Here is a 12,539-nt window from a genome sequence, read left to right on the forward strand (position 1 = left end):
CCGGTAGCCTTGGTGCAGCCACGGGTGGGAGGAACTCCTCTTTCGTGACACTGTCCTGACTTCCGGAGGGATCCGGGCGCGCGGACAGCGTCTGCCGTCGGCGAGTCTAGCAGAGGAGCACCGTGACCGACACCCCGAGCAACCCCGACCCTGATCTCGACCAGAACGGGCTCGACGGTGTGGACGACGCCGCCAGGGACATCTCCGAGGTCCCCGCGGTCGAACTCATCAACACCGTGGCCGTGCACCTGCTCAGCGCCGCCGCCGTGAAGGTGGGCCTGGCCGACGACCCCGAGCAGCAGACCGATCTGGACGAGGCACGCAAGCTCATCACCTCGCTCGCCGGCCTCGTCACCGCCGCGGCCACCGAGATCGGCGACCACCACGCCCGCCCGCTGCGCGACGGACTGCGGTCCGTGCAGCTGGCGTTCCGCGAGGCATCGGCCATCCCGGACGCGCCGGGCAAGGGCCCGGGCGAGAAGTACACCGGGCCGGTCAACTGACCGGGTCCCCCTGGACGGACGGGAGGCCCGTGGCGGTGTCGCCACGGGCCTCCCGTCCGTCGTCCGGGCCGGGTCAGCCGGCCGAGCGCGCGACCAGGCGGTCGACCGCCGCGACCGGGATCCCGACCCAGGTGGGGCGGTTGCGTGCCTCGTACACGACCTCGTACACGGCCTTGTCGAGCTCGAACGCGTCGAGCAGCGCGCGGTGCGCGCGCAGGTCGGAGCCGCTGCCCCGCTCGTACCCGTCGAGGAACGCGCTGCGGGCTTCGTGCGCCCAGTCGCCGGTGTCCACCGGCTGCTCGTCGTGTGCGAGCGCGCCGGCCACGTAGTCGAAGGACCGCAGCATGCCGGCGACGTCCCGCAGCGCGACGTCGGGGCGGGACCGCTCGGGCATCGGACGGAGCGGTTCGCCCTCGAAGTCGAGGAACACCCACCCTCGTGGCTCGGGTGCGGACAGGACCTGTCCCAGGTGCAGGTCGCCGTGGATGCGCTGCATGGTCGGCCACGGCACCGTCGCCGCGCGGTCGTAGACACGGGCGACGGCCTCGGCGTGCTCGGCGACCTGCGGCACCTCGGCCGCTGCGGTCTCGAGGCGACGGCGCATGGTCGCGACGGCCTCGTCGACCTGGTCTGGTCCGGCGGTCGCCGTCGGCATCGCGTCCGCGAGCACCGTGTGGACCTCGGCGAGCGCTGCTCCGAGCCGGTCCGCTGCGCTCGCGAAGGACGCACGACCGCGGGCAGCGGTCAGGGCGACGCGCCAGGCGTCCTCGAGCCCGGGCAGGAACTCCTGGGCGAAGGCCAGGTGACCGTGGGCGGTGCCGCCGGGCTGCGCGTCGTCAGGCCACTCCCCCGCGAGCGCGCCGAACGTCCGCGGCACGCGGTCGGACCCGGCGGCCGACAGGGCACGCTGCGTCACGACGTCGGGGTTGTCGCCGTCGTGCAGCACGCGGAAGACCTTCGTGATGACCTGACCGCTCTGCTCCGTCCCGCAGATGATCGAGGTGTTCGACTGTTCGCCGCTGAGGACGCGGGCGTCGGTGACGGGCCCGATGTGGTCGCCGTCGGCCTCGATGCGGCCGAGCAGCCACCGTGCGTAGGCGACGTCGTGCGGCGCGTCGTAGACGTGGACTCCGTCGACCTCGGCCACGAGGGCGTGCGCGAGTCCGGGTTCGGGCGCCTGCCGGAGCGTGAGCGGCACCTGGTAGAGGACGGCCCCGGTGGGTGCGTCGTCGAGGACGAAGAGGGTGCGGATGCGGGCATCGGCGGTGTCGTCGCTGCGTTCGGCGAGGACGCGGATGCTCGGGGTCCCACTCTTCGCCGCGTACCAGCGTTGCTCGGCCATCCAGCCGGCGACAGCTGTCTCGAGGGGGTCGGCGTGCACGGCGTCGGTCATGTCGGGGACGCTACCCGTCGCGGCTGCACCGGTCCGGGGGTTCGGGTCGCACTGTCCGTCGGCGGCGGTCTGCGACCCGGTCGACGCCGTCCGGGTGGCGCGAGTGCTCCTGCACAGGCGGCACTCGCCGGGTCTGTTGTCCACAGGTCGCGGCTGTCGGACCACTGCCGGGGTACCGCGGACGACACTGACTCGCATGCACGCTCCTGACGAACCCCGGCACGACGGCCTCCCGGCACCGCGTCGGACCTGGCGCATCCCCGACGCTCGTCGGTTGCCGGCACTCGAGCCGTACGCGGACGACGTCCTGCGGGTCCCCGTCGTGTCCGTCCGCGAGACCGTCTGGGACAGCGAGGACGGAGTGCTCGCCGCGGCCGGCGTCGAGGCGCTCCGCGCCGAGGACGGCACGTGGACGATCGACCGGGGTGCGGGACCGCAGGTCGTCGACGGTGGCGGTGCCGGTGCCGGCGCGGACGGGCTCCGGGACCAGGTCGAGGTGTTCCTCCGGGGCCGCCCGCTCGCCGTCGTCCGCGTTCGTGACACGGTGACCACGCTCCTCGTCCTGCACGGCAAGGACGGCCGACGGCGTGCCGAGGTGGCGGACGTCCGCGTCGACGAGGGTTCACCGGACTCGGCCGTGCTGCGGTTCGGGCGATGGTGGGCGCTGACCGACGACGGCAGCACCGGCTCCCTCGTCCGCGGGGTGGAGCGGGCCCTCGACGACGCAGCCTCGGACGCCCCGGCGGATGACCACCCGGCCGGACCGGTCCCGCGACTGGCCCCGGTGCGGCGACCCGGCCGCCCACACCGGCCACGCTCCGGGACGTCGGCGCGGTTCGTCGTCGACGTCCTGGCCGGGCTCCGGGCCGACGTGGTCGAGGCCGACCCGTACGCGCGTGCCGACGCTCCCGAGGCCGTGCATGACCTGCGCAAGGTGTTGCGGCGACTCCGGAGCGTCCTGGCGGCGTACCGCGGAGCGCTCGACCGAGCGGCGACGGAGTCGCTCCGGCAGCGCCTGGCGGTGATCGGTCGCGCTGCGGGGCAGGTGCGGGACGCCGAGGTGCTCGCAGCCGGGCTGACCCCGACCGCGGAGCGTGCGCCGACGGGTCTCGTCGAGGACGGTGCGCTCGGGGCGCTCCGTGACCGGTTCCTCGACGAGCGCCGCGCTCGGCTCGCGGACCTCCAGGACGCGCTGCGATCGCCCGAGTGGTTCGCGGCGCTGGACGCACTCGACGCGCTGATCGCAGCGGCACCGCCGGGACCGCGCGCAGATGACCCCGTCCGCGGCTTCGTCGAACGTCGGCTGCACCGCGAGCGACGCCGGGTCCGGCGAGCCCGAGACCGCGCCGCGAGCCGGGACGACCTGGCGCCGCTGCACGAGGCGCGGAAGGCGGCACGACGACTCCGGTACGCCGTCGAGGCCGCCGGTGGGTTCGCGGCGAGCCACCAGCACCTCGGACGCCTGCGCCGCGTGCAGGAGGTCCTCGGTGCCGGGCTCGACGCAGCCCACGCCGCCGAGGCACTCCGCGACGAGTCCGGGTTCACCGCCGGTGTCCTCGCGACGGTCGACCAGCAGCGGTCCGACCGTCGCGTCCGACGGGGGCGGGAGCTGCTGGCCCGGATCTGACCGACCAGCGGACCGCGTCCGCCTTTACATCGATGTACCCCGCGACCAGCATGGACCCATGAACGCACACCTCGGCAACGACGCCGCCCCCGGACTGCCCCTCGCGACCCGCCAGGACGGCGAGTACCCGCGGCCCCAGATGATGCGGGCCCGGTGGGCCGACCTCGACGGGACCTGGTCGTTCCGGAACACCGGCGACGACCCGTCGTGGCGTGCGGGCTTCCCCGCGCCCCGGGACATCGTCGTCCCCTTCCCGCCGGAGTCGGTCGCATCGGGCATCGACGAGCCCGGCTTCCACCCGGTGGTCTGGTACTCGCGGACCGTCACCGCGGCGGACCTCGAGGCCGCCGGCCACGACGAGGACACCCCACGTCTCCTCCTGCACTTCGGCGCCGTGGACCACCGTGCCCGGGTCTGGATCGACGGGCAGTTCATCGGTGGGCACGAGGGCGGCCACACCCCGTTCACCCTCGACGTCACGGACGCCCTCACGAGCACGGGCACGGGCACGGGCGCCGATGCCGCGCACACCCTCGTGGTCCGGGCCGAGGACGACCCGCACGACCTCACCCAACCCCGCGGCAAACAGGACTGGCACGAGCAACCGCACGACATCTGGTACCGCCGCACCACCGGCATCTGGCAGACCGTCTGGCTCGAGGCCGTGCCGACGACGTCCGTCCGCCACCTCCGGTGGACGAACGTCGACCACGAGACGATGCGGCTCACCGTCCGGCTGACGGGCACCCATCCGGCCGGGACGCGCCTGCGGGTGGAGGTGCACTGGACGGAGCACGACGAGCACCTGGCGACCGTCGAGGTCACCGTCGCCCCGACGGCGCACGAGGTCGACCTCGTCGTGCCGATCGCCCGGCAGGCGAACGGGCAGGCCGAGCAGGAGCTGCAGTGGAGCCCGGACGCACCGCACCTCGTCGACGCGGTCGTGACCCTCGTCGCCGCCGACGGCGCACCCCTCGACGCCGTCAGCTCCTACTTCGGCATCCGCACCACCGCGATCGGGAGCGGCCGGTTCCTGCTCAACGACCGCAGCATCGACGTGCGGAGTGTCCTCAACCAGGGGTACTGGCCGGAGTCGCACCTGACCGCACCGACCCGCCAGGCCCTCCGCCGCGAGGTCGAGCTCATCAAGGAGCTCGGCTTCAACGCTGCTCGGAACCACCAGAAGATCGAGGACCCGCGGTTCCTGTACTGGGCGGACCGTCTCGGCCTCATGGTCTGGGGTGAGGCACCGGCCGCGTACGCGTTCTCCCCCACCGCCGTGCAGCGACTCATGCGCGAGTGGATGGACGCCGTCGAGCGGGACGCCTCGCACCCGTCGGTCGTCACCTGGGTCCCCGCGAACGAGAGCTGGGGCGTACAGCACATCGCCAGCGACCCGGCTCAGCAGGCGTACGCCCGTTCCCTCGCCGACGTGACACGGGCGCTCGACCCCACCCGCCCGGTGATCTCGAACGACGGGTGGGAGCACCCGGACTCGGACATCATCTCGGTGCACGACTACGAGGGGGACGGTGAGCGGCTGGCCCGCACCTACGCGGACGACGCCGCGCGTCGACGACTGCTCGACGGGATCGGTCCGGCCGATCGTCCGATCCTGGTCGGCGGCGCCCAGGACCACGGACAACCGGTGATGCTCACGGAGTTCGGCGGCGTCAACCACCAGCCCGGCGTGCAGCGCGACGACGCCTGGGGGTACACCACCGCGGCCGACGGCGACGACTGGATCGCCAGGATCACCGCCCTGTACGACGCCGTCCGGGCCAGCTCCTTCTTGGCGGGCAGCTGCTGGACGCAGCTCACCGACACGATGCAGGAGACGAACGGCCTGCTCAACGCGGACCGGACACCGAAGGAGCCGATCGACCGGATCCGGCGCGCCGTCCTCGGCGGCTGACGGACAGGGCGCGGCGGACGCAGCTCTCGACGGACGGGAGGCCCGTGACCAGCTGTCACGGGCCTCCCGTCCGTCGGTGCCGGCCCCGGCGGACCGAGCCGCCCTACTTCGCGAGGAAGCGCAGCACCGCCTCGTTCCACTCGTCCCGGTGCGAGGCGAGCACACCGTGGGGCCCGCCCTCGATGACGTGCAGCTCGGCGTTCGGGATCGCCTCGGCGGTGCGCTTGCCCGAGACCTCGAACGGCACGATGCCGTCCGCGTCTCCGTGGATGACGAGCGTCGGGACGTCGATCTCGGTCAGGTCGTCACGGAAGTCGGTGGTCGCGAACGCGACGGTGCAGTCGAGCGTGCCCTTCGGGGACGCGAACTCGGCGATCGCCAGGTCGTAGGCGCGCTGGTCGTCACTGACGAGGGGCTTGTGGGTCAGCGAGACCTTCCCACCCGCCGTGTAGAACATGTCGACGAACTCGTGCAGGAACGCGGGACGGTCTCCGGTGATCCCGTTGGCGAACCAGTCCGCCAGGTCCTGGTCGACCCCGCCGTCGGGGTTGTCGTCCGACTTCCACAGGTACGGCGGCACGGCGCTCGCGAAGACGAGCTTGGCGACCTTGCCGGTGCCGTAGGTGGAGACGTAGCGGGCGAGCTCGCCGCCGCCCATCGAGAACCCGATGAGCGTCACGTTCGTCAGCCCGAGGGAGTTGATCAGGGTGTCCAGATCGGCCGCGAAGGTGTCGTAGTCGTAGCCGTCCCACGGCTGCGAGGACTGGCCGAAGCCCCGACGGTCGTACGCGATGACGCGGTGGCCGGCGGCGACGAGGGCCGGGACCTGGCCCTCCCACGAGCGGCCGGACAACGGCCATCCGTGGATGAGGACAACCGGGTCGCCCGTTCCGAAGTCGTCGTAGTGCAGGTCGATGTCGTGCCCGTTCTCGGCTCCGACGGTGATGAACGGCATGTTTCCTCCGTGGTGGTTCGTTTCCAGGGAACGGAACGTGATGCAACGCCCGGCCACTGAGCGCGGCCTGGCCCGGTGCGGCGATCGGACAGTGCGCCGTCTGCCAGGATCGACCGGGTGACGGACCTGGCGGAGACGACCCGAGCCTCCCGACCGACCCGCCTCCGACGGATGCTGACGGACGGCCTGGCGGCCCGGCACAGCGGGTGGACCACGCCCCTCCTGCTGTGGCTGGCCTCGCGGATCGTCAGCACGGCGCTCCTCGGCTCCGTCTACTGGCTCGCGACCACGAACGGCTGGCACTTCGCCTCGTACCGGCGCGACCCCTCGTTCGCCACCTTCTCGGGGTCGTGGGACGCGTCCTTCTACCGGACCATCGCCGAGGACGGGTACCCACGGGTGCTGCCGACCGACCCGGACGGGCACGTCGTCCCGAACCCGTGGGCGTTCCTGCCGCTGTTCCCGGGCGTCGTGCGTGGGCTGATAGCGACGACGGGGGCGTCCTTCTGGGTCGCGGGTCTCGTCGTCGCGAGCGTGTGCGGCGCCGGCGCCTGCGTGGTGTTGTTCCGTCTCGTCCTCGCCGTGGCCGACGCGCGCCGGGCGCGGTGGACGACGGCGTTCTTCGCCTTCGGCGCGACGGGCTTCCTGCTGCAGGTCGCCTACGCCGAGAGCATGTTCCTGCTCCTGCTGTTCGGCGCCCTGCTCGCGCTCGTCCGGCGACGGTACTGGCTGGTCGCCGTCCTCGGGGTGCTCGCGGCGTTCACCCGCCCGGGGGTGTTGGCGCTCGCCGTCGCCCTCGCCGTGCACCTCGTCGTGCGGTGGGTGGCGGCACGGCGAGCGGTGGACGCCGGACCCCGGGGACGGGAGTCGTTCCCATGGCGGGAGCGGGTGGCGGTCATCGCCGCCGGGCTCGTGGTTGCCGCGGCGGGTCTGGCGTGGCCGGTGGTGGCGACGGCGGTGACCGGCCGCCCCGGTGCGTACCTCGACACGGAGTTGTCCTGGTGGGTCGGGTTCGTCGGGCGCCAGCACTTCGCCCCGCTGACCCCGTGGTTCCTCATGGCGGGACGCTGGTTGGGGCCGGCCGGCATCGTGCTCGTGGTGCTCGTCCTCGCCGCGACGGCGTGGTTCCTCCGTCGGCGCGACCTGCGTGTGCTCGGCCCCGAGGTGCTCGGGTTCGCCGTCGCCTACATCGCGTACCTGGTGGCGGTGTTCCTGCCGCAGCAGAGCCTGCCCCGGCTGCTCATGCCGGTCACGCCGTTGCTCGCGTCCGATGTGTTCACCGGGACGCGCAGACGGGCCACCGGGTGGCTCGTGGTCGGCGTCTGCCTGCAGGCGGTCGCGGTGGTCCTGCTCTGGTTCCTCGGGTTCCCCTGACCGCGGGCGGTGCCCGCGCCGGCGGTGCCCGCCCCGCCGCTGCTAGGCGTCGACCGTGTGGAACCAGGCGGTCCCGCCCGGGTGCTGCACCGTGATCATCTCGTCGAGGTCGCGGTAGGGGCCGTCCTGGTTGTGGCTCGCCGACTTGATGCGGATCGTGCCGTCGGTCTCCGTGAACACCTCGGACACGACGGTCGTGTGGTCCGGCGAGCCGTTCGCGTTCCAGTCGAACATCACGATGTCGCCGACCTTCACGTGCTCGCGCTCGTCCGAGGTCCGGCGGGTGAGGCCGAAGGTCGCCGCGTTCTGGTCGAGCCAGGGGTCCATCGCCGGGCAGTACGTCCAGGTGGCGGAGTGCTCCGCGCCGCCTGCACGGTTGTACCAGTCGTCGCGCTGTTCCCACCCGCGCGCCTGCAGGGTCTGGTTGACGTAGTTCGCGCAGTCCCCGCCGATCGGGTTCATCGTCCCGAACTCGGCGGTGTTGTAGTCCGACCAGTGGCGCATCGCGTACTCGAGCTGTCGGTCGACGGCGGTCTTCGCCGCGTAGGCGATCGTCGTGGTGGCCACCGCGGTGTCCGCGTCCGGGCCGGTCGATGCGGCCGGGGTCGGCGTGGCGGCGGTGTCGTCCTGCGTCGCCCCGACCTGGCCGTCGTTCACCTGGCTGCCGTTGCCGTCGGAGGTCTGGTTCGCCGAGGCGACGGGTTCGACCGGCTCCGTGAACAGGGCCACGTCTGCCGGGCCCGCCGTGTACATCGCCTGGTGCGGCGCGGTGAAGGTGACCCGCTCGGCACGGGCGACGACGTCCCGCGCGGCGACACCACCGACGGTGACGCCCTTGACGGCGGCCAGACCGACCCCGGTGACGGTCACGGTGACCCCGCCGGCGAGGGGCAGCTCGGCGGGTTCGACCGCCGAGGCCGACGGCTGCACGGCCGAGGCGGTGCTGCCCGCGCCGGACGACGCCGCGCCGGACGCACGGCCCGTCGACGGGGAGGTCGCTGCCGGCCCGTCCGAGGAGCAGGCGGCGGCGACGAAGCCGACGCCGGTGATGCCGGCCAGGGACAGGAGGGTGCGGCGCGTGATCGGAGCAGTCATGACCGGTCCAGGCTAAGCGAGATCCCCCGGAGAACGACCGACCGCACCGCCGGGAGCAGTGCGCCTCAGGCCGTGGGAGCGCTGACGTTCACGAGCCAGGTGATCCCGAAGCGGTCGGTGACCATGCCGAACTCGTCGCCCCACGGCGCCTGCGTCAGCGGTTCGAGCACCCGGCCGCCCTCGGCCAGGGCCGCGAAGTACCCGCGGAGGTCCCCGGCGTCGTCGGCGTCACCGGAGAGCGACAGCGAGATGTTGTTCGTCTCGGAGCGCCCCATCGACGCCGGGGTGTCCGACGCCATGAGCACGTAGCCCCGGGTCGTGTCGAGCTGCCCGTGCATGACCTTGTCGGCGTCGGCCGGGTCGCCCTCGGCGCCCATCTCGGCGAACGTGCCGATGCGCAGGTCCCCGCCGAACACCGACTGGTAGAACTCGAGCGCCGGTCGGGCGTCGTCCCGGAAGCCGAGGTAGGGGTTCAGTCGTGAGGTCATGATGGGCTCCTTCGTCCGTCGGCTCATCGTCCCAGCCGATCCGGAGCCCCGCAAGGGCGACTCGGACGAAGAAGGCCCGGATCCGAGGACCCGGGCCGTCACGTGCTTGGTGGAGCTAAGGGGATTCGAACCCCTGACCTTCTCATTGCGAACGAGACGCGCTACCAACTGCGCCATAGCCCCAAGTGCTCGACCACGATAGCACCGGGGCGCAGCGATCCCGAAATCGAGGCGCAGCGGCCGGGCGTGCCGCGCGGATCAGACCGCGCGGCGACGACGCATGATCGCGTCGAGGTCCGTCTGCCCGTAGGCATCGTCACCGATCACGCCCATCCCCGCCCACCGGCTCGGCGCAGCGGGCGCCTCCGGCTCGGCAGGAGCGGCAGCGTCCCCGGCACCCGCGGCGCCGGTCGACCGACCGGCGGTCGGTCCCGCAGGAGCATCGGCGGCGGCGCGGAGCCCGAGCCGTTCGGCCAGGCGTCCCTGGTCGTGCGACGACAGCGCCGCGGCAGCCTCCTCCACGTCCGAACGCATCCGCGACACGCGCGCGAGCGACGGGTCGGACTCGCCGGCGCGGATCGCAGCGGCCTCGGCGTCCGCCTCGGCCTTCGCCTGCGCGACCCGCTCGCGCAGTCGGGCGGCGAGCTCCGCCGACGACTCCGGCGACGGGTCGGGCTGCGCCGGCGTCTGCACGTACAGCGGCTTCGGGAGCGGGCCCGGTGTCCAGGTCCGGTCCGCCGGGGCGGTCTCCGGGCGCTCGGTGGGCAGCGGTGGCGCGGGGTCGGTCCAGGTGCTGCCCGGACGGGAGGCCCTGGCCCGCTCCGGCGCGCCGGCGGCGGCCCGGCGGCGACGAGCGGTCGCGACCTGGTGCAGCTGGGCGAGCACGGCGGCGGACCCTCCGGCCGCGACGAAGCCCGCAACCGCGAGGAGCCAGGCACCTGGCGCGACGACGAGCACGACCACGGCGAGCACGAGCCCGAGCGTGCCGAGCGTCGTCGCGCCGAGCCGGGAGCGCCGCATGCGCATCGCGGTCAGTGCGGGCACCGACGAGGCCTGCTCGAGCACGGGCGCCTGGGCGGCGAGACGACGGGTGATCTCCCGCTGCCGCGCAGCCTCGTGGGCGCGGACGATCGCGGCGCGCTTCGCCTCTTCCGAACGGGCGACGCGCTGCGCCTCGGCGATGGACTTCGCGTTCATCTCGATCCGCACCTCGTCCGGCAGCTCAGCGGTCTGCGCCAGGATGCGGAGCGTCTGCTGCAGCCGGATGGCGTTCCGCTCCGTCGCGAGGTACTGCCGTCGAGCGGCCCAGGCGGGCATCAGGTAGACGACCCAGAGCACCGCCGCCACGAGCAGCACGCCGCCGCCGCCCCAGGTCCCGAATCCCATGGGGCAACGGTAGGGGGAGCGCACCGCCCCGACGCCCATTGCCGGGAGCGTGTCGAGCGAGTCGTGACGGATCCACCGGGCGTGCTGCGGGCCTCCGGGGCCGGATGGCCGGCGCTCACGTGTCGGGCGGTGGTCAGCCGCGCGGCGACGTGGACAGCGGCACGGCCGCCTCGTCCCAGGCGTCCTGCGGCACCCGGCCGGCACCGTGCGGCACCTGACCGCGGACCCAGCGGTCGAGGACGCCCTCGCGGATCTCCTCGGCGACCAGGCCGAAGCAGAAGTGGTCCCGCCAGTCACCGTTGATGTGGATGTAGCGGCGACGCAGGCCCTCGTACCGGAACCCGAGCTTCTCGACGACGCGGAGGCTCGGCGCGTTCTCCGGTCGGATGCAGATCTCGAGACGGTGGATGCCGACGGACCGGAAGCAGTGGTCGGTCGCGAGGGCGACCGCGGTCGGGGTCACGTTGTGCCCGGCCGCGTCCTGCACGACCCAGTACCCGATCGACGCGCTCGCGAGCGAGCCGTACGTGATGCCGGACACGTTCAACTGCCCGACGAACCGACCGTCCAGCTCCATCGCGAACGGGAGGCCCAACCCGGCCCGGGCGTTCGCCTGCAGCGCGCGGATGCTCCCCCGCACGTCCGAGGACACCAGACCCGAGGGGTTGGTCGCCTCCCAGGTGCGGAGCCACGAGCGGTTGCCCGCCAGGGCGAGATCGAGGTCGCGGGAGTCGCGGATCCGGAGGGGGCGGATGGTGACCCGCCCGTGGGTGAGGGTCGGGATGGTCGTCATCGCTTCTGGTTCCTCCGGTGTCCCGCACTCGGCGGGACGGGTGTCCCGCACGGGGCCGGGGTCACCGGGCCCGTGCGGGATGGGTCGACTCATTCGCCCGCGTTGAACTCCTTGAGCCAGGACTTGAGGTCCGGGCCGAGGTCCTCGCGGTCCGAGGCGAGCTGCACGATCGCCTTGATGTAGTCGAGTTTGTCACCGGTGTCGTAACGGCGTCCACGGAAGACGACGCCGTACACGCCTCCTGTCCATTCTTCGGCGCTCGCCATCTTCATGAGGGCGTCGGTGAGCTGGATCTCGCCACCCTTGCCCGGCTCCTGCTTCTCGAGGACGTCGAACACCTCGGGGCGGATCACGTAGCGGCCGATGATGGCCAGGTTCGAGGGGGCCTCGCCCTGCGCCGGCTTCTCGACCAGGCCGGTGATCTTCACGACGTCGTCGGTGTCGGTCTCCTCGACGGTCGCGATGCCGTAGAGGTGGGTCTGCGACTCCGGGACCTCGAGCAGTGCGACGATCGTCGCGTTCTTCTCGCCCTGGACCTCGATCATGCGCTTGAGCAGCGGGTCGCGGGCGTCGATGATGTCGTCGCCGAGCAGGACGGCGAACGGCTCGCGGCCGACGTGCATCTTGGCGCGGAGCACGGCGTGACCGAGGCCGAGCGGGTCGCCCTGGCGCACGTAGTGCATGTCGGCCAGGTCCGTGGACTGGTTGACCTTCTGCAGCTTCTCGTGGTCGCCCTTCTTCCTGAGGGTCTCCTCGAGCTCCGAGACGTGGTCGAAGTGGTTCTCGAGCGCGTTCTTGTTGCGCCCGGTGATCATCAGGACGTCGGTGAGACCGGCGTCCACGGCCTCTTCCACGACGTACTGGATGGCCGGTTTGTCGACGACGGGGAGCATCTCCTTCGGCATCGCCTTGGTCGCGGGGAGGAAGCGCGTGCCCAGCCCTGCGGCGGGGATCACGGCCTTCGAAATCTGGAAGCCCATGGAGCGACCGTATCCGAAACCCTTTTCCTG

At 72.6% G+C, this 12,539-nt stretch carries 11 protein-coding genes and 1 tRNA gene; 4 read left to right on the plus strand and 8 right to left on the minus strand.

Features of this window, described 5'->3' with window-relative positions; genetic code table 11:
• Positions 1–179: 179 nt before the first annotated feature.
• Positions 180–503 (plus strand): DUF1844 domain-containing protein, encoded by a 324-nt coding sequence (locus DEJ18_RS13620; RefSeq protein ID WP_181431026.1) that lies wholly within the window; start codon positions 180–182, stop codon positions 501–503.
• Positions 504–576: 73 nt separating this feature from the next.
• Here DEJ18_RS13620 and DEJ18_RS13625 read toward each other — a convergent pair whose 3' ends face one another.
• Positions 577–1,896 carry a maltokinase N-terminal cap-like domain-containing protein gene (locus tag DEJ18_RS13625; protein ID WP_111211580.1) on the minus strand — a complete coding sequence of 440 codons (1,320 nt, stop codon included), beginning with the start codon at positions 1,894–1,896 and terminating at the stop codon, positions 577–579.
• 196 nt (positions 1,897–2,092) lie between these two features.
• Here DEJ18_RS13625 and DEJ18_RS13630 point away from each other — a divergent pair, with 196 nt between their 5' ends.
• Positions 2,093–3,523 carry a CHAD domain-containing protein gene (locus DEJ18_RS13630; protein WP_111211579.1) on the plus strand — a complete coding sequence of 477 codons (1,431 nt, stop codon included), beginning with the start codon at positions 2,093–2,095 and terminating at the stop codon, positions 3,521–3,523.
• A 58-nt stretch (positions 3,524–3,581) separates the two neighbouring features.
• Positions 3,582–5,438, plus strand: a complete 1,857-nt coding sequence (locus tag DEJ18_RS13635; protein ID WP_111211578.1) for a glycoside hydrolase family 2 protein — start codon at positions 3,582–3,584, stop codon at positions 5,436–5,438.
• A gap of 103 nt (positions 5,439–5,541) precedes the next feature.
• Here DEJ18_RS13635 and DEJ18_RS13640 read toward each other — a convergent pair whose 3' ends face one another.
• On the minus strand, positions 5,542–6,393 hold the full coding sequence (locus DEJ18_RS13640; RefSeq protein WP_111211577.1) for an alpha/beta fold hydrolase: 852 nt from the start codon (positions 6,391–6,393) through the stop codon (positions 5,542–5,544).
• Positions 6,394–6,510: 117 nt separating this feature from the next.
• Between DEJ18_RS13640 and DEJ18_RS13645 the strand changes: the two genes are divergently transcribed.
• Complete coding sequence (locus DEJ18_RS13645) at positions 6,511–7,767, plus strand: hypothetical protein (RefSeq protein WP_181434289.1); 1,257 nt, start codon at positions 6,511–6,513, stop codon at positions 7,765–7,767.
• Between the two features lie 42 nt (positions 7,768–7,809).
• Here the strand turns inward: DEJ18_RS13645 and DEJ18_RS13650 are convergent, their stop codons facing one another.
• From DEJ18_RS13650 to galU, 6 genes are all read right to left on the minus strand, one after another.
• The gene (locus DEJ18_RS13650) at positions 7,810–8,862 is read right to left on the minus strand and encodes an amidase domain-containing protein (protein WP_111211576.1); all 1,053 of its coding nucleotides are present in this window, start codon (positions 8,860–8,862) and stop codon (positions 7,810–7,812) included.
• 65 nt (positions 8,863–8,927) lie between these two features.
• Complete coding sequence (locus DEJ18_RS13655; protein ID WP_181431009.1) at positions 8,928–9,350, minus strand: VOC family protein; 423 nt, start codon at positions 9,348–9,350, stop codon at positions 8,928–8,930.
• 107 nt (positions 9,351–9,457) lie between these two features.
• Positions 9,458–9,533, minus strand: a tRNA-Ala gene (locus DEJ18_RS13660).
• Positions 9,534–9,608: 75 nt separating this feature from the next.
• Positions 9,609–10,736, minus strand: a complete 1,128-nt coding sequence (locus tag DEJ18_RS13665) for a hypothetical protein (RefSeq protein WP_111211575.1) — start codon at positions 10,734–10,736, stop codon at positions 9,609–9,611.
• A 133-nt stretch (positions 10,737–10,869) separates the two neighbouring features.
• Entirely contained in the window at positions 10,870–11,529 is a 660-nt protein-coding gene (locus DEJ18_RS13670) for a GNAT family N-acetyltransferase (protein WP_111079816.1), read from the minus strand.
• 89 nt (positions 11,530–11,618) lie between these two features.
• Positions 11,619–12,509, minus strand: coding sequence for a UTP--glucose-1-phosphate uridylyltransferase GalU (gene galU / locus DEJ18_RS13675; RefSeq protein ID WP_111077980.1), 891 nt, complete (start codon positions 12,507–12,509; stop codon positions 11,619–11,621).
• Between the last annotated feature and the right edge of the window lie 30 nt (positions 12,510–12,539).

Source organism: Curtobacterium sp. MCSS17_015, from assembly GCF_003234265.2.
Lineage (GTDB): Bacteria > Actinomycetota > Actinomycetes > Actinomycetales > Microbacteriaceae > Curtobacterium.

Coding starts and splice junctions, on each gene's coding strand:
- DEJ18_RS13625 (WP_111211580.1), bottom strand. CDS start 1,896: ATGACCGACGCCGTGCACGCCGACCCCCTCGAGACAGCTGTCGCCGGC.
- DEJ18_RS13630 (WP_111211579.1), top strand. CDS start 2,093: ATGCACGCTCCTGACGAACCCCGGCACGACGGCCTCCCGGCACCGCGT.
- DEJ18_RS13635 (WP_111211578.1), top strand. CDS start 3,582: ATGAACGCACACCTCGGCAACGACGCCGCCCCCGGACTGCCCCTCGCG.
- DEJ18_RS13640 (WP_111211577.1), bottom strand. CDS start 6,393: ATGCCGTTCATCACCGTCGGAGCCGAGAACGGGCACGACATCGACCTG.
- DEJ18_RS13650 (WP_111211576.1), bottom strand. CDS start 8,862: ATGACTGCTCCGATCACGCGCCGCACCCTCCTGTCCCTGGCCGGCATC.
- DEJ18_RS13655 (WP_181431009.1), bottom strand. CDS start 9,350: ATGACCTCACGACTGAACCCCTACCTCGGCTTCCGGGACGACGCCCGA.
- DEJ18_RS13665 (WP_111211575.1), bottom strand. CDS start 10,736: ATGGGATTCGGGACCTGGGGCGGCGGCGGCGTGCTGCTCGTGGCGGCG.
- DEJ18_RS13670 (WP_111079816.1), bottom strand. CDS start 11,529: ATGACGACCATCCCGACCCTCACCCACGGGCGGGTCACCATCCGCCCC.
- galU (WP_111077980.1), bottom strand. CDS start 12,509: ATGGGCTTCCAGATTTCGAAGGCCGTGATCCCCGCCGCAGGGCTGGGC.